Origin of the sequence: Paucibacter sp. Y2R2-4, from assembly GCF_025717535.1 — a bacterium.
Classification (GTDB): Bacteria; Pseudomonadota; Gammaproteobacteria; order Burkholderiales; family Burkholderiaceae_C; genus Paucibacter_A.
Genome location: NZ_JAJIRO010000001.1, coordinates 539,741 through 555,211, shown reverse-complemented (window position 1 = coordinate 555,211; position 15,471 = coordinate 539,741). Strand labels below are relative to the sequence as shown.

The following is a 15,471-nucleotide window of genomic DNA, read 5'->3' as shown; positions in this document are numbered from 1 at the left end:
GCGCACCGTGTTGTACTCTAGCGGTGGTCTAAAGGCGTTTCAACACCGCGAAACCGTAAGCCCGCTCTGACGGTCGGCGCACATTGGCGATTTGCATCCAGCCTTCCGGCATCTCGTTGATCGGGCCGTTCAAGAAGGCGTATTGGCAAGCACTGCCCTGCAAGGGGTGCAGGCCGTCAACTTGCCATCCGCCTTGAAACTCAAGGGCGGCCAAAGTGTGCAAAGCATGGTTTGGCGCTGCAATACAGTTGGCATCGCTCGGAACATAGGCTTGCAACCGTTCGACCAAAGGGCGATCGCTGCGTGCATAGTCCAGGGCGGGAAGCATCAAGCTCATTGCTAATAACCAACTGAGGGCAACACCACTTGCCGGCAACACCAGACTCTTCCATAAGGCGGCTTGGTGGCGAGCGGTGCGCCAACGTACCAAGGCCAGCCATGCCAGGCTTGCAAGCACCGCCAAAATCAAAGGGGCTACATTGAAGCTCGGCTCAAATCCACTGGCCAGGCGGCGCATATTGGCCATTGGCGTTGCCGGCCAACCAGTGTGCATAGAGCTGTAATAGATCCAGAAGAAAAGAGCGCTGGCACTGAAGAAGAACACCGAGAACCAGTCCATTGCGGCGGCAATCCCTCGCTGCAAAGTCGGCAAGGCAAAGGCTGCGAGTGGGGCTAAAGCGGGCAAACTTAGGAGCAAGGCGCGGTCGGATCCCCCCATCAGGGTACAAGTGGTCAAAGAGACCAAGGCGCAAGACAGTGGCACCAGAATATGGCGCCGTTGCCAGTGGATGCGCCAGCGCCAAAGTGTCCACAGGGCCAGTGGCCAAGTCGGCCAGCAGAACCAGCCAATCAGGCTGAGCATGGACAAGAGCAAAGCCAGACTCGGCTCGGCAGTCACGCGCCAAGCCCAAGCATTGAAGCCCCAGGCACTTGCTCCTGCCAAAGCACCGGCGGCCAAGAGCCACCAGGTCAGTGTTCGCACTTCTTGAAAGCTGGAGCGTCGGCACAAGACGGCGCCAACAAGGGCGAGGGCAAGAGCCACGGCAGGGGCCCCGCTCGCGGCCAGCATGGGCAATGAAAGCAGGGCGGCCCAGCGCGCCTTCGTCCGTCTGAACGGCGCCGCCGTCATCGCATACAGGTACAGAGAGACGGCGCCCAGTTGCAGCATTTCCGGCGTCGTTTCGTGCCCCAGCTGCAAGAGGCCGAGGGAGGCGATCAAGGCCAAAAGCGCACCATCTGCAAGCGCTCTTGCATAGTCGATCGAATGGGCTTCTCCGCCGAAGGCAAAAGCCACGGGCTGCGCAGCATCAGTGCTGGCCAAGTGGAAACTGCTGTACCAAACCAGCATCAGCACGCAGACCAAAATCGCAGCAAAAGGCAAGCGTGCCGCCAAAGCTGGATCTACAAAAGGTAGTGCCTTGATGGCCAACGCACCCAGCCAATAGGGCAGGGGGCCGCCTGCAGCAGGAATGCCAGCGATGGCCGGTTCCCACCAAGGCGCGTGGCCTTGGGCGATGCTGGCCATGAAACCAAAGGAGCTCAGGTCCGCATTGCGCCAGGGATCTCGGCCGAAGAGTCCGGGCAGCACATAGGCTGCGCACAAAAACAAAAGAGGCAGACGCGGGAGGCGTTGAGCGCCTCGAACGGCAACAATGGCTGGGCTGGGTAGATTCACGCTGGGATTGGTGGAGGCGTCGTGTCGTTCAGCCATCATGCCGCAGAAAACGGCTCTTCTGCTTAGGCTGTATTCAAAAGCGCTTGGGCAAAAAAAAGGGCAGCCGAAGCTGCCTTTCTTTCTTCAGCCGATGAAGGCTTACTTCTTGGCGAAGCCTGCAAACTTGTTGCGGAACTTCTCGACGCGGCCGCCCAGATTGTCGATGCTCTTTTGCTGGCCGGTGTAGAAGGGGTGCGATTCGCTGGTGGTTTCCAACTTGACCAGCGGCATTTCGCGGCCGTCTTCCAACGTGATGGACTCTTTGCTGCCCATTGTCGAGCGAGTCACAAACTTGAAGCCGTTGGATTGGTCCACGAAGCAGACTTCGCGGTAGTTGGGGTGAATGCCGTCTTTCATGAGAAACCTCTCGCTCGATTTGCGCTGACGTGCCGGCAGCTTCTCGTCACACCATGTGACGCACTTTCCGACAGCGACAAAAACGCGGATTATAGCCAGGAAACGAGGGCTTGGCTAGCCGAGCCCTCGCGAGGCGCCCAATCGCAGAGATTTGGACGCCGTGAAGTCCGATGAATCAACCGCCTCGACGCATCATGTCGAAGAAATCCAGGTTGTTCTTGGTGGACTTCATTTTGTCCAACACGAACTCCATCGCCTCGATCTCGTCCATGTTGTAGAGCAGCTTGCGCAAGATCCAGCTCTTTTGCAGGATCTCGGGCTTGAGCAACAGCTCTTCGCGGCGGGTACCGGACTTGTTGATCAAGATCGAAGGGTAGACGCGCTTTTCGGCCATGCGACGATCCAGATGGATTTCGCAGTTGCCGGTGCCCTTGAACTCTTCGTAGATCACTTCGTCCATGCGGCTGCCGGTGTCGATCAGCGCGGTGCCGATGATGGTCAGCGAGCCGCCTTCTTCGACCTTGCGGGCGGCGCCGAAGAAGCGCTTGGGGCGCTGCAGGGCATTGGCGTCCACGCCGCCGGTCAAGACCTTGCCCGACGAGGGCAAGACGTTGTTGTAGGCGCGAGCGAGGCGGGTGATTGAGTCCAGCAGGATGATCACATCCTTCTTGAGCTCGACCAGGCGTTTGGCGCGTTCGATCACCATCTCGGCCACTTGCACGTGGCGGGCGGCGGGCTCGTCGAAGGTCGAGCTGATCACTTCACCGCGCACGGTGCGAATCATCTCAGTCACTTCTTCGGGGCGCTCGTCCACCAGCAGCACGATCAGGTGCGAGTCGGGATGATTGGCCACCAGCGCATGCGCGATGCTCTTCATCATCTCGGTCTTGCCGGTCTTGGGCTGCGCGACGATCAGCGCGCGCTGGCCTTTGCCGATGGGCGCGATCAAATCAATGATGCGGCCGGTGACGTTTTCTTCGCCCTTGAAGTTGTCGCGTTCGAGCTTGAACTGTTCGCGCGGGAACAGTGGCGTCAAGTTCTCGAACATGATCTTGTGCTTGCTCTCCTCGGGCGTCAGCTGATTGACGCGGTCCACCTTGACCAGGGCGAAGTAGCGTTCGCCGTCCTTGGGGACGCGCACTTCGCCTTCGATCATGTCGCCGGTGTGGAGATTGAAGCGGCGAATCTGGCTGGGGCTCAGATAAATGTCGTCGGTCGACGCCATATAGCTGTCGTCGATCGAGCGCAAAAAGCCAAAGCCATCGGGCAGCACTTCGAGCACGCCGTCGCCGAACACCTGTTCGCCGCCCTTGGCGCGCTTTTTCATGATGGCGAACATCAGCTCTTGCTTGCGCATGCGAGCGACGTTGTCGATTTCCAAGGCCTCGCCCATCTTGATGAGCTCGGAGACGTGGAGTGCTTTCAGTTCTGAAAGATGCATGGGTGAACACCCGGTAGGTCGTCAAAAGTCCTGCCAAGGACTGGGGACAGATACTTCGGCAGCCGGCTCATCCGCTGATGATGGGCGATGGCGCATGGCCGGTGAGGGCGGGCGTTGTCGCGGAGCAAGAAACAATGCGGGAGCTTGGGCGCCGAGTCCACGCGTCGCAGCCGTCAAAAAAGGCCTGGGGCGTGTTGGCAATACGCTGCTGAAGCGGGATGCAAATGCTTGAGAAGTGCATCCCGCCGTAGCAATCTGCGTTGATTATAGGTTGGCGTCCAGGAAGGCCGTCAACTGGGCCTTGGACAGGGCCCCAACTTTGGTGGCGGCCAGTTGGCCGTCTTTGAAAAGCATCAGGGTCGGAATGCCTCGAATGCCGTACTTGGCGGGCACTTCGCGGTTCTCGTCGACGTTCATCTTGGTGACTTGCAGGCGATCGCCATAGTCCTTGGACACTTCATCAAGGATGGGAGCAATCATCTTGCAGGGGCCGCACCACTCGGCCCAGTAGTCCACCAGCACGGGCTTGCCTGCTTGAATGACATCGGAATCGAAAGACGCGTCGGAAATGTGTTTGATCAGTTCGCTACTCATGGAGTGTCCTTGGGCGGGCCGGATGCAGGGCCGGCAGAGCGCCAGTCATGGCTGGCATTGATGCTGAATGATTTTGACACAAAGACCGACTCCGTTTGAGGGAGGGGCTTTGGGTCGAGTCTTGTGGATGTGCGAGGGCTGAATGGGATGCTGAAGTGAACTTATTTCAAATATTTTGCAAAAGGCTTTACACAAGCTGAAAAGTCAGGCTAGAATAGTAGTCTTAGTCGGGGCGTAGCGCAGCCTGGTAGCGCATCTGCTTTGGGAGCAGAGGGTCGCGAGTTCGAATCCCGCCGCCCCGACCAAGACCCAATTGGATAACCCGCTGTGAGCTCTCGCTTGCAGCGGGTTTTTTCATGTCGGTTTGTTTTTGGCTGTGCGACTTTTGTCCCGTGCCTCTGGCGAACAAGGGTAAAGGCGTGCGAAAAGCGCCTCTGTGCTTCGTGCTTTCTCCCTGGGTATCCTCGGCTGTTGCGGTGGCGCGGTGGCGCAGAGAATTCCCAACGTAGTCTTATTCAGCTTGGCGATTGACTGCGCAGCGTCGCTGCTTACCGCTGCACATTGCCGCACATCGCCATCAACGGGCTTACCCAGCTCTTAACTTTTTCCCATCTCTCATGGCTATTCAATCACTGACCGACGAGCAGATTCGCACCTGGACTCGGGCGCAAAAAGACGAATGGTGGTTCAAGAATGTGTACCGCGGCGACATGCCGCAGCTCACCTTGCGCTCTGCGCTAACGGGCTTCTTACTCGGTGCGGTATTGGCGGCGACTTCGCTCTATATCGGCGGTAAGACCGGCATCGGCATTGGTGTCGGACTGACTTCGGTGATCATGTCTTTTGCGCTGTTCCGCGCCTTGCATGGCGCCGGTTTGGCGGCGGATTACACCATTCTGGAAAACAACTGCACGCAGTCGATAGCCACGGCCGCAGGTTATGTGGTTGCGCCGCTGTATTCCAGCTTGGCCGCCTATATGTTGATCACCGGTCGCATCATTCCTTGGTGGCAGATGATTGTCTGGATGGCGGTAATTTCCATCTTGGGGGTGCTGGTGGCCTTCCCGATGAAGCGTCGTTTCATCAACGAAGAGCAGCTGCCTTTCCCAGAAGGGCGTGCCAGCGGCGTGGTGCTGGACTCGCTCTACACCGGTGATGCGGGTGAAGGCGTCTACAAGGCTCGCTTGCTCGGTCGCGTGGCGATCTTCACTGCGATGTACCAGGCTGTGGTCAGCGATGGTTGGATGAAGCTCTTGCAATTCAAGCTCTTGCGCATGGATCAGTGGGCTGGCATGAAGGAGCCCTGGCATATCCATGAGCGTCTTGATAGCTACTACTACCAAGCCGCCGCCAAGGCGGAGTTGTGGATTCCCAAGATCATGGGGGTCGATTTCCGCGTCCTCGGTCTTCGTTTGACCTTGGATGCTGCGATGCTGGGCGTGGGCGGTTTGATGGGCATTGCGGTGGCCACCAGCTGCATGTTGGGCTCTTTCATCAACTTTGTGATCCTGGCGCCCATCATGATCAATGCGGGTGATATTGCTCAGCGTGTCTCTCCCTCGGGTGCCGTGGTGCCAATCTCGCGCGCTGAGATCGTCAATCAATGGTCGCTGTGGTGGGGTGTGGCGATGATGGTGGTGGGTTCTTTGGTGGGCTTGTTGGCCAAGCCAGAGCTGTTCACCAGCATGTTCAAGTCCTTCGGCAAGAAGAAAGATGCTGCCGCTGCAGGCCCAGACTTGCTCGCAGGCATTGAGGTGCCTTTGTGGATTTCTTACGTCGGTGTGCCGGTGTTCAGCGTTTTGGCAGCTTGGGTCACGCATGTTTTCTTCGGTGTGCCGATGTTCCTGGCGCTGGTGTCGCTGCCTCTGATCTTCATCTTGACCGTGATCTGCACCAATGCCATGGCGCTGACCTCTTGGACGCCGACCGGCGCGCTCTCCAAGATCACCCAGTTCACCATGGGCGCCATCGATCGCAGCAATCCGGCCAGCAATCTCTTGCCTGCCGGCATGACCTCGGAGATCGCCTCCAATGCAGCCAATCTGCTGTCGGACATCAAGCCGGGCTATATGTTGGGCGGCAAGCCGCGCCATCAGGCGATTGGTCATGTGATCGGTATTTTTGCGGGCGTGATGGCCTGCGTGCCCTTGTACTTCTTGCTGTTCCTGCCGGCCGACGCGAATGGTGTTCGCTCAACGGCGACTCTGGTGTCTGAGCAGTTTGCGATGCCGGGCGCCTTGCAGTGGAAGGGCGTGGCTGAGTTGATTGCCAAGGGCTTAAAGGAACTCCCTAGCTCGGCCCTGGTGGCCATGGCTGTGGCTGCGGTATGCGCCGTAGCCATTGAAGTGGCGCGTATCGTCACGAAGGGGCGCTTCCCCTTGTCGGCGGTGTCGATTGGTTTGGGCGTGGTTTTGCCTCCAGAGTCCGTCTTTGCCATGTGGATTGGTGCCTTGTTGTTCGCCATCATGGGTCGCAAGAACAAGACGCCTGGGACGGTAGGTCATCGCCTCTGGGTTGAGGGCTGTGAGCCCATCTGTGCGGGCTTGATTTCTGGTGCGGCCCTGATGGGCATCGGCAACGCCATCGTCAATGTGTTGATCGGCTGACGGAGCACTCGACAGTCCGTTTGGGCTGTCGGGTTCGCCGCGCTTGGGCTTCGCTCATGTCACAATGCTGCCCCTGTCGAGGTCTTGGGTGTCAAGATCTCGGCCTCTGACCGACCATAGCTCAACTGGATAGAGCACCCGCCTTCTAAGCGGGCGGTTGCAAGTTCGATTCTTGCTGGTCGGGCCACTTCATGGTCTTTGAGTTGGCCTGTTGTGAACAGTTTCGGAACCCCTGCGCCTTCTCAGGATTGAGTGCCCTTGGTTTGGCGCTTGCTTGAAGCGCAGTGCGCTCACCGAGATCCGGGGCGCTTGTACTGTCTAGCACCGAACAAGTTTTCGCGCGCCGCATCGTTGGTCAGGGGTTTGCGCTGTTCCGACAAGACGTCCACACCTCGTTGCACCGCTGGTCGGGCGCCAATTTCGTCAAACCAGCCTTTCAGGTGCGGGTAGTCGCTCATGTCGACGCCTTGGTTCTTCCAGGAGCGCAGCCAAGGGAAGACGGCGATATCGGCGATGCTGTAGTCGCGGCCGCCGAGGTATTTGGATGCGGCAAGCCTCTTGTTCATTACGGTGTAAAGACGTTGCGCTTCACTGCTGTACCGCTCAATTGCATACGGCACTTTCTCCGGCGCGTAGATTCGGAAGTGGTGGGCCTGCCCCAGCATCGGGCCCACTCCGCCGACCTGAAACATCAACCATTGCAGCACTTCGTACTTATTCGCCGTTTCTATGGGCAAAAGCTGCCCTGTTTTCCCCGCCAGATAGAGCAGAATGGCGCCGGACTCAAACAGAGAAATCGGTCGTCCATCCGGTCCATCGGGGTCGATGATGGCTGGAATCTTGTTGTTAGGGCTGATGGCCAAGAAGCGGGGGTCAAATTGAGCACCGCTGCCGATGTCCACGGGGATCACCCGATACGGCAAGCCACATTCTTCCAACATGATGTGAACCTTGTGGCCGTTGGGTGTAGGCCATGAATACACTTCGATCATTTGGATTCCTATCGATCAAGGCTGCGGTTCACGCCGCACCGGCTTCAGCGCATTCTCCTAGCTCATGTTTTTTAAGCAAGTAAAACACTGGTTTGTGGCGCGAGCGAATGCCGCGCGCTGGCGTCCCATTCATGATTGGGCTGAGGCCCGCAATGGTCAATTTCGTATGGCGCGCGATGGCCAAGGCTTTTTGATCGAGCAGCCCAAGGCCTTGCCGGGCAGCTTGCGAATTGAATGGGGTCGCTCTCAGCGGGCCTATATCGAAGGCCATGAATTGCGCATGCGCTGTGAGCTCAGGTTGCACAGCGATTTACAGCTCTTGATTCTCTGCCGCCAGTTGATGGAGAAACTGGAGGCTTCGGTCTTCGAGGCCTATACCGATACGCTGAAAACCCGTGTCGATACTGATACGCCGGAAGAGATGCGCTGGCTGGTGATGTTCCCCAAGTTCAGCCAGATCAGCTCCAAGTTGGTACGCCAGCGTTTCGGGGCATTGGGCGTGAACAAGGAGTTGACGGCGGCGTGGTTGGAAGGGGAGTTGAGTACTTTGCTCGCTCAGGCGAGCTTGGATCTCTTGCCCGAGGGCCAGCCTTTTGTTCTGATGACCATGCGCGGCAATGTCTACCTGCGTACGGCGATGGCAGAGCCTTCATTGAGCAAGATCCAGGCTCTGGTCAAGGTGCTGGAGCTGGCTTGCAAAGAGGCGCAGGCGGTCAACGCTCGTTTGTCTGATCGTGGCGCATGGCCCACCACCACCTCCGTGGCTTGGCAGAGTTCGCGGCCCGAGGAAGATCAGGCGCCGGCCTGAGTGGGTTCCGTCCTTTGGCTTGGGTCGAAGGCTTTGCCCGTTTGACCGTCAAGCTCCGGAACTAGAGCGTTCGGCGAATTGCCAGCCCAGCGCGGCCAAAGGTGCGGCGCCGGCAGCGGCTTCCCGAGCCTGCGCGCTAGACGCGGTACCTTCCTCAACTCGCTTGGCAATGCCTTGCAAAATTGCTGCGATGCGAAAGAGGTTGTAGGCCAGGTAGAAGTTCCAATCCCGCATCAGGGTTTCTACATGACTACGACCGCTGCGCTCGCAGTAGCGACGCACATAGTCCAACTCGGACGGAATGCCCAGGATTTGCAGGTCCAGCCCCGCCAAGCCGCGCGCTGCGCTTGTGGTTTTGATGTGCCAGCTCATGCAGTGGTAGCTGAAATCCGCCAAGGGGTGGCCCAAGGTCGATAGCTCCCAATCCAGCGCGGCGATCACGCGCGGCTCTCGGGGGTGAAACATCAAGTTGTCGATTCGAAAGTCGCCATGCACGATGGCAACCTCACGCTCGTCGAGGGCCGAGTCCGGCATGTGATTGGGCAACCAGTCAATCAGTCGCTCCATGGCTTCGATCGGCCGGGTGATCGAAGCGCGGTATTGCTTGCTCCAACGCGCAATCTGGCGTTCGAAATAGTTGCCTGGCTTGCCATAGCTCGCCAGGCCAATTGCCGCGGGCTCAATGCGATGCAGGGCGGCCATGACGCGGTTCATTTCGTCGAAGACGGCATGCCGCTCTGAGGGCGGCATGCCAGGCAGGGCGGGGTCCCACAGCACGCGACCGTCCATGAACTCCATGACATAAAAGGCGCGGCCGATGATCGATTCGTCCTCGCACAAGGCCAGCATTTTCGGGACCGGCACCGTGCTGCCTGCCAAGGCGCTCATGACCGCGAACTCGCGCTCAATCGCATGCGCCGAGGGCAGTAGCTTGGCTGCCGGCCCGGGTTTTGCGCGCATCACATAGCTGCGGGAGGGGGTGATCAGTTTGTAGGTCGGATTGGACTGACCGCCCTTGAACTGCTCGATGCGCAGCGGCCCATCGAAATGATTCAAATGCGCGCTGAGCCAAACACTCAGCGCCTCGCCATCGATGGCATGGTTGGGGCTGATGGTTCCGGTGAATGCGTCCATGGGGCTGATGGCCTTGTTAGCTTGTCGAGGCAGGGTTGCACTCAATGTGCCAAGGCGTGTCCGTCAGCCGCTGGCAATACTCAGGAGTTTTTCTTTGCTCAGGACGACCAAGCGCGTTGGCTCGACGCGCACTGCACCATCGCGCTCGAAGCTCTTCAGCTCTTGGTTGACCCGTTGGCGCGAGGCGCCCAGCAGTTGCGCCAGGTCTTCTTGCGCTAACTGCAGGCCAATGCGGATTTCTTCGCCTTGTTGCACACCGTACGACCGGGCCAGCAGCAAAATCTGCTTGGCCAGGCGCGAAGCCAATGGCAAGGTGTTCAGATCTTCCACCACATCGAACATCAAGCGCAGACGACGGCAGTTCAGGCGCAGCAGCGCTTCGTAAAGCTCGGTGTGGGCCTGCAGCAGCGCCCGGAAGTCGGGCTTGCGGACCACCAGCAAGGTGGTGCTCCCGTGCGTGTAGGCATCGTGCGTCCGTGGCAAGCCGTCGAACAAGGCAATGTCGCCAAACCAGGTGCCGGGCTCCACATAGGTCAGTGCAATCTGCTTGCCCGCCAGCGAGACCGAACTGATGCGCACCGCGCCGAGCGCCACACCCACCCATTCTTCGGCAGCCTCGCCGCGGCAAGTGAGCAGCGCCCCATCTCCCAAGCGGCGCACCGCGGCCCGCGAGAGGATGTCGGCGCGCAGCGGCGCAGAGAGTTTGGAGAACCATGACCCCGATTCGATATTGTTGCGTTCGGGCAGTGTAAGAACCGGACTGTTCATGCTTTGTCGCTGACGTGACAGCAGGACGCTGCTGTGTGAAGGGCATTGTCCACGAGCACGTGACAGGGCTTTGGCTGGTGCTTGTTTGAGGCCCTGTATCGCTCGTGTTTGCCCTGGATGTGCAATGCTGCTGACGCATTAACAACGCCGTGAGATCCCTTGGATTGGAGTGCGGCCCGCCATGCTAGAGTGTGCGAATTAACATTTGCCCCGGCATGTACCGAGATACTGCAGCGCCATTCCCTGTCTTGCGCACCACCTCTGTGGCTACCCTATTGCTGTGCGGTCTGGCGCTGGCTTGGACCGACAGCGCGCAGGCTTTGGGCTTGGGTCGTCCTCAGATGCGGACCGCTCTGGGTCAGTCTCTCAACCTTGAATTCCCGCTCAGTCTGAGCGCAGGTGAATCGCTCTCTTCAGAATGCGTCTCGGCCGAGGTCATGGCGGGTACCAACCGCCTGCCCGCTGCCGTCGTTCGGGTGCAATTGCAGGGTGCGAGTGACACTTCGGTACGCGCGATTCGGGTGCTCAGTAGCATCAAGATCGAAGAGCCCATTATTTCGGTGACCTTGAGCCTGGGTTGCCCGACCCGGTTGACACGGCAGTACAGCGCTTTGCTGGATCCGCCCAATGCGCAAGGTCAATACAGCAGTTCGGAGCTTGCCGAGTTGCCGCAGCAGGCTGTGCCGCCAAGCTACACACCGGCAATGAGGGCCGCTTTGGCGACCACGGGTGCTAAAGCGCAAGATCTATTGGCAAGTGATGAGGCCGATGCTTCGGCCGCTGAGCGCTTGAGCGCAGGCACTGCGCCTGTTGCCAGCCCAAAGCCAGATCAGGGTGCGAGAGGGTCGAGCAAGCCAAAGAGCAAGCGTCCGCAGGCATCTATCAATAATGAGCCAAGCCCGGCCCCTGTCTCTAGCGCAAGTTCGCTTCCGTCTAGGTCTGCGAACGCGACGAAGACGCCCCAAGCCGTAGATCTCGCGAATGCGCCGAAGTTGCGCCTCGAGCCTTTGGATTCGGTGGTGTCTGCGGCGGTAGTGGTGCAAGTTGCGGCCAGTGCGGCGCAAGCGGAAGCCGCGATTCAGCGATTGCAGACCTTGGAAGCTGGCCTTGGCAAACTTCGCGAAGACAAGCGCGCGTCCGAGCTGAAATTGAACGAAATGCGCGCACGCTTGGTAGCTGAGGGCGCCACAGGTGCCAACGCGTCCAGTTCGTCGGGCGCCGCTGATTTTTGGCTCTGGGGCTTGGGTGCGCTCAGCCTCGGTCTGGGTGGCGCTTGCGCCTTCCTCTGGCAGAGTCGTAAACGCGCACAGCAAGGGCTGGATGGCAATTGGTGGGCCGCAACGGGTTTGGGGCGTGACGAACCCGAAGAGACAGAACGGGGTTCGCAAGAGGCTGTGCCAGTCGCATCTCAATGGGCGGCACCTTCGTCCACGGTAAGTCCTGTGAGTCAATCTCCGCAGCGGGTTGAGTCATCGGAAGTCGCGGAGCATTCGTTCAAGTCGGACCGATTTGACAGAGGTGATGAGCACACTCTGTCGTTGGCGAAGGTGAGTGACGGTGATCACATGCTGGACTTTGCTCATCCGGGGCCGACGGTTCCCGGCGCATTGTCATCTCAGCCCGAGCTCTCGCTTCATGAGAGTTCGTCGAACGCAAGCGATGGTTTGACGTCAGCTAGTTTGAGTTTCCCGGCGTTTGCACATGAGGCTCAACACGCCGAACCGCTCAGCGTGCAGTTTTTGGATGCCTCACATTTCGCAGCGGCTGCGCCTGCATTCGCCGCAGATCTGGCGCAGAACGCTTCAACGGAAACAGGCTTGGTCAGCGTTGAGGCTTTGATCGACCTGGAGCAGCAGACTGACTTTTTCTTGGTATTGGGCCAGGAGGATGCGGCAGTCGATCTGCTGCAAGAGCGCATCAATAGCAGTATCGAGAGCGCCTTGCCCTACCTGAAGCTGATGGAAATCTGCCAGAAGCGCGGTGAGGCCCTGGCATTTGCCGACCTTGCCGGGCGTTATGCGCTGCGTTTCGACGCGATTGCGCCGACTTGGGATCAAGATTTGAGCTTAGGGCGTGAGCTGGAGTCCTATGCCGAGGTCATGCGAGAAATCCAGGGGCGCTGGTCGGACAGCGGCGCCAGCATGAGCCTTTTGCAAAAGCTTTTGTCTAATCAGGGTCTGCGCGGTGTCAATCTGGAGTTGCCGGCACTGCGTGATTTGCTGCTGCTTTACAGCGTGGCGCGAGATCGCTCAGAGCACGAGGTGCGTGGCCAGGAAATTGACCTCTTCTTGCCGCTTGAATCAGAGGTCAGCAGTCAGACCGGTTTCGGCATGATGGCCACCATGGTTTGGCAAGCCTCCCATTCCGGCGACCCCGCCACGACACAGCCTGTGGATGTGGACATCGTCTTGGACGAATTGCCTGCGCCCAAACCTTGAACATAGGCGCTGCGGCGCGGCTTAGAGTTGTCGTAGCAGGCTGATGGCTTTGTCCAGGGTCTGATCTTCTTTGGCAAAGCAAAAGCGGATGACGGTTTGATCGCTGCCCTGCGCATAGAAGGCCGACAGGGGAATTGCCGCAACGCCTTTTTCGCGGGTCAGCCATTCGCAAAACTCACGGTCGTTCATCGCGCCGACAGCAACCAAATCGCTGTAGTCCACGCACTGGAAGTAGCTGCCTTCGCAGGGGAACAGTTTGAGCTTGCTGCCTTGCAAGCCGGCCCGAAAACGATCGCGCTTGGATTGGTAAAAACTCGGCAATTCCAGGTAGGGGCGGGCATCCCCCATATAGCTGGTCAAGCCGTACTGCATCGGCGTGTTGACGCTGAAGACGTTGTATTGATGGACCTTGCGGAACTCCATCATCATTGCAGCAGGTGCCGCTACATAACCCACCTTCCAACCGGTGACATGGTAAGTCTTGCCAAAGCTTGAGACGATGAAGCTGCGGCAGAGCAAGTCCGGGTAACGAGCCACGCTTTGGTGCTGCTGGCCATCGAAGACCATGTGTTCGTACACCTCGTCGCTGATCACCAAAACACTGCTGCCACGCAGCAGTTCAGCCAGGCTCAGCATCTCCGCGTCTGTCCAAACGGTGGCGCTTGGATTGTGAGGTGTGTTGATGATCAGCAGCCGGGTGCGAGGTGTGATGGCTGCTGCGATCTTCTCAAAGTCCGGCCTGAAACTGCCGGGCGCTAAGGGCACAGGGACGGCAACACCGCCGGCCAACTCGATATTGGGCAGGTAACTGTCATAGCAGGGCTCCAGAACGATGACCTCGTCACCTGGGTGCACGACGGCGAGCAAGGCAGTCAAGATGCCTTGCGTGGCGCCAGCAGTGATGGTGATTTCCGAATCGCGGTCATAGCCGTGGCCATAAAGCGTTTGGATTTTCTTTGCAACCGCTTCGCGCAACACGGCCACACCCGGCATCGGAGGGTATTGGTTGTGCTGTGCTTGCATGGCCGCCGTCACCGCGGCAGGCAAGGCGGGGTCACAGCCAAAGTCCGGGAAGCCCTGACCCAAATTCACCGCCCCATGCGCCTGGGCCAGCGCTGACATGGTGCTGAAAATAGTGCTTCCAACTTGCGGTAGGCGGCTCTGCAGCGAAGGGCTGCTTGGAATTGCTGCGAATTGTCTTGGCTCGAGAGCGGTGGGTTCGGACATCGGGTGCAAGGTCAAAGGCTGTAGTCGCTGGAGTCACCATTCATGGCACGTTCCAGCAGATGTCGGTTCAGGCGCTCCGACAGCAACTCAGCAAAGCTGTAAACATAATTGCGCAGATAAGCGCCGCGTTTGAAGGCAATGCGGGTCACGTTTTGACCAAATAAGTGTCCCAGCGGGCGAGACACCAAGTCACCGCCGGGAGGGTCTTCGCGTACCGCCATTTCGGCCACGATGCCGATGCCCATGCCTAAGCGCACATAGGTCTTGATCACATCGGAGTCAATCGCCTCCAGCACGATATTGGGGTGCAGGTGGCGTGCCGCGAAGGCTTTGTCAATGCGAGTGCGACCAGTGAAGCTGGGGTGGTAGGACACCAGCGGCTCGGCGGCCAGTTGCTCCAGGGTCGGGCGCTCCACTTGGGCGAGCGGATGATCGGCCGGGACCACCAGCACGTGTTGCCATTCGTAGCAGGGCAGGCTGACCAAGTCTTCAATCTGTGCCAAAGACTCCGTGGCCAGCCCCACATCGGCACTGTCGTCCAGCAGCATGCGAACCACTTGGTCGGGTGTGCCCTGGTGAAGACTGACGCGCACCAAGGGCAGTTGTCGACGCAACTGGGCCACCGGCCCAGGCAGTACATAGCGGGCTTGGGTGTGCGTGGTGGCAATCGACAAGGTGCCGTTGTCTTGCTTGGAGTATTCCTCGCCGATGCGCTTGAGGTTACCAACCTCGCGCATGATGATTTCAATCGCTGCCAAGACCTGTTGGCCCGGCTCGGTGATGCGGCGCAGGCGCTTGCCGTGGCGCGAGAAGATATCGATGCCCAGTTCTTCTTCCAATTCCAAAATGGCCTTGGAGACTCCGGGCTGGGAGGTGAAGAGCGCCTTGGCGGTCTCGGTCAAATTGAGGTTGCGCCGGGCAGCCTCCTGCACAAAGCGGAATTGGTGAAGATTCATGGGGACGGGGCTCGCGGTGTGTCTCGTGCTGGCATGTCCGAGGGCAGCCAAGACAGGCTGGCCTCGGTCATGGCCTGCACCACACGCTCTTGGTCGCCGATGGCGGGGCGCAAAAGCCATTCCACCGTGGTGCCGTATTGCGCCGTCAAGCGCTCGATCAAAGGCGGAATGTCACGTCGCACATGACCGCCTGTGCCTAAGAACATAGGCACGATATGAATGCGCCGACAGCCTTGCGCGACAAGCTCATGGGCGGCCTCTTCAAGGCTGGGCTGCATAAACTCCAGGAAGGCCAGTGTCAGAGGCATTTCCGGTCGTTCAAGCCTGATGCGCCGTTCCACTTCTTTGAAGGGGCGAGCCCAGTCCGGGTCGCGTGCACCATGGGCAAAGAGCAGCATTGCGTTCATTCAGAAATCCAGCGCAAGAGATAAAGGGG

General features: G+C 59.0%; 13 protein-coding genes, 2 tRNA genes and 1 pseudogene. 6 read left to right on the top strand and 10 right to left on the bottom strand.

Annotated features, from left to right (window positions below; all coding sequences use genetic code 11):
* Positions 1–28: 28 nt before the first annotated feature.
* The 4 genes from LNV06_RS02370 to trxA all read right to left on the bottom strand — a co-directional run bounded on the left by LNV06_RS02370 (position 29) and on the right by trxA (position 4,106).
* Positions 29–1,711, bottom strand: coding sequence for a hypothetical protein (locus LNV06_RS02370; RefSeq protein WP_263536631.1), 1,683 nt, complete (start codon positions 1,709–1,711; stop codon positions 29–31).
* A 102-nt stretch (positions 1,712–1,813) separates the two neighbouring features.
* A complete protein-coding gene (locus LNV06_RS02365; protein ID WP_263536630.1) occupies positions 1,814–2,071 on the bottom strand; it encodes a type B 50S ribosomal protein L31 in 258 nt (85 codons plus the stop codon).
* A 175-nt stretch (positions 2,072–2,246) separates the two neighbouring features.
* Positions 2,247–3,512 (bottom strand): transcription termination factor Rho, encoded by a 1,266-nt coding sequence (gene rho, locus LNV06_RS02360; protein WP_263536629.1) that lies wholly within the window; start codon positions 3,510–3,512, stop codon positions 2,247–2,249.
* 264 nt (positions 3,513–3,776) lie between these two features.
* The gene (gene trxA, locus LNV06_RS02355) at positions 3,777–4,106 is read right to left on the bottom strand and encodes a thioredoxin TrxA (protein WP_263536628.1); all 330 of its coding nucleotides are present in this window, start codon (positions 4,104–4,106) and stop codon (positions 3,777–3,779) included.
* Between the two features lie 228 nt (positions 4,107–4,334).
* Between trxA and LNV06_RS02350 the strand changes: the two genes are divergently transcribed.
* From LNV06_RS02350 to LNV06_RS02340, 3 genes are all read left to right on the top strand, one after another.
* A tRNA-Pro gene (locus tag LNV06_RS02350) sits at positions 4,335–4,411 on the top strand.
* Positions 4,412–4,723: 312 nt separating this feature from the next.
* Complete coding sequence (locus LNV06_RS02345) at positions 4,724–6,712, top strand: OPT family oligopeptide transporter (RefSeq protein WP_263536627.1); 1,989 nt, start codon at positions 4,724–4,726, stop codon at positions 6,710–6,712.
* Between the two features lie 110 nt (positions 6,713–6,822).
* A tRNA-Arg gene (locus tag LNV06_RS02340) sits at positions 6,823–6,899 on the top strand.
* Positions 6,900–7,002: 103 nt separating this feature from the next.
* Here the strand turns inward: LNV06_RS02340 and LNV06_RS02335 are convergent.
* On the bottom strand, positions 7,003–7,704 hold the full coding sequence (locus LNV06_RS02335) for a glutathione S-transferase N-terminal domain-containing protein (RefSeq protein ID WP_263536626.1): 702 nt from the start codon (positions 7,702–7,704) through the stop codon (positions 7,003–7,005).
* Positions 7,705–7,768: 64 nt separating this feature from the next.
* On the opposite strand from LNV06_RS02335, the gene LNV06_RS02330 reads away from it, so the two are divergent.
* A complete protein-coding gene (locus LNV06_RS02330) occupies positions 7,769–8,512 on the top strand; it encodes a hypothetical protein (RefSeq protein ID WP_263536625.1) in 744 nt (247 codons plus the stop codon).
* 48 nt (positions 8,513–8,560) lie between these two features.
* Here the strand turns inward: LNV06_RS02330 and LNV06_RS02325 are convergent, their stop codons facing one another.
* Positions 8,561–9,655 carry a phosphotransferase family protein gene (locus LNV06_RS02325; protein WP_263537492.1) on the bottom strand — a complete coding sequence of 365 codons (1,095 nt, stop codon included), beginning with the start codon at positions 9,653–9,655 and terminating at the stop codon, positions 8,561–8,563.
* 54 nt (positions 9,656–9,709) lie between these two features.
* Positions 9,710–10,414, bottom strand: coding sequence for a Crp/Fnr family transcriptional regulator (locus LNV06_RS02320; RefSeq protein ID WP_263536624.1), 705 nt, complete (start codon positions 10,412–10,414; stop codon positions 9,710–9,712).
* A gap of 215 nt (positions 10,415–10,629) precedes the next feature.
* Here LNV06_RS02320 and LNV06_RS22710 point away from each other — a divergent pair.
* A pseudogene (locus tag LNV06_RS22710) lies at positions 10,630–11,028 on the top strand (type IV pilus assembly protein FimV); the annotation flags it as partial.
* A 1,065-nt stretch (positions 11,029–12,093) separates the two neighbouring features.
* Positions 12,094–12,852, top strand: a complete 759-nt coding sequence (locus LNV06_RS02315; protein WP_263536623.1) for a hypothetical protein — start codon at positions 12,094–12,096, stop codon at positions 12,850–12,852.
* Between the two features lie 21 nt (positions 12,853–12,873).
* Here the strand turns inward: LNV06_RS02315 and LNV06_RS02310 are convergent, their stop codons facing one another.
* Genes LNV06_RS02310 through LNV06_RS02300 form a run of 3 tightly spaced genes read right to left on the bottom strand, consistent with a single transcriptional unit; the run spans position 12,874 to position 15,442 of the window.
* Complete coding sequence (locus tag LNV06_RS02310; RefSeq protein ID WP_318013415.1) at positions 12,874–14,079, bottom strand: pyridoxal phosphate-dependent aminotransferase; 1,206 nt, start codon at positions 14,077–14,079, stop codon at positions 12,874–12,876.
* A gap of 11 nt (positions 14,080–14,090) precedes the next feature.
* A complete protein-coding gene (locus LNV06_RS02305) occupies positions 14,091–15,035 on the bottom strand; it encodes a CysB family HTH-type transcriptional regulator (protein WP_263536622.1) in 945 nt (314 codons plus the stop codon).
* The gene (locus LNV06_RS02300; RefSeq protein WP_263536621.1) at positions 15,032–15,442 is read right to left on the bottom strand and encodes a sirohydrochlorin chelatase; all 411 of its coding nucleotides are present in this window, start codon (positions 15,440–15,442) and stop codon (positions 15,032–15,034) included. The genes LNV06_RS02305 and LNV06_RS02300 overlap by 4 nt, the downstream gene beginning before the upstream one ends.
* Between the last annotated feature and the right edge of the window lie 29 nt (positions 15,443–15,471).

What these genes read in the sequence shown, in the direction of transcription:
- LNV06_RS02370 (WP_263536631.1), bottom strand. Translation starts at nt 1,711, where the DNA reads ATGGCTGAACGACACGACGCCTCCACCAATCCCAGCGTGAATCTACCC.
- LNV06_RS02365 (WP_263536630.1), bottom strand. Translation starts at nt 2,071, where the DNA reads ATGAAAGACGGCATTCACCCCAACTACCGCGAAGTCTGCTTCGTGGAC.
- rho (WP_263536629.1), bottom strand. Translation starts at nt 3,512, where the DNA reads ATGCATCTTTCAGAACTGAAAGCACTCCACGTCTCCGAGCTCATCAAG.
- trxA (WP_263536628.1), bottom strand. Translation starts at nt 4,106, where the DNA reads ATGAGTAGCGAACTGATCAAACACATTTCCGACGCGTCTTTCGATTCC.
- LNV06_RS02345 (WP_263536627.1), top strand. Translation starts at nt 4,724, where the DNA reads ATGGCTATTCAATCACTGACCGACGAGCAGATTCGCACCTGGACTCGG.
- LNV06_RS02335 (WP_263536626.1), bottom strand. Translation starts at nt 7,704, where the DNA reads ATGATCGAAGTGTATTCATGGCCTACACCCAACGGCCACAAGGTTCAC.
- LNV06_RS02330 (WP_263536625.1), top strand. Translation starts at nt 7,769, where the DNA reads ATGTTTTTTAAGCAAGTAAAACACTGGTTTGTGGCGCGAGCGAATGCC.
- LNV06_RS02320 (WP_263536624.1), bottom strand. Translation starts at nt 10,414, where the DNA reads ATGAACAGTCCGGTTCTTACACTGCCCGAACGCAACAATATCGAATCG.
- LNV06_RS02310 (WP_318013415.1), bottom strand. Translation starts at nt 14,079, where the DNA reads ATGTCCGAACCCACCGCTCTCGAGCCAAGACAATTCGCAGCAATTCCA.
- LNV06_RS02305 (WP_263536622.1), bottom strand. Translation starts at nt 15,035, where the DNA reads ATGAATCTTCACCAATTCCGCTTTGTGCAGGAGGCTGCCCGGCGCAAC.
- LNV06_RS02300 (WP_263536621.1), bottom strand. Translation starts at nt 15,442, where the DNA reads ATGAACGCAATGCTGCTCTTTGCCCATGGTGCACGCGACCCGGACTGG.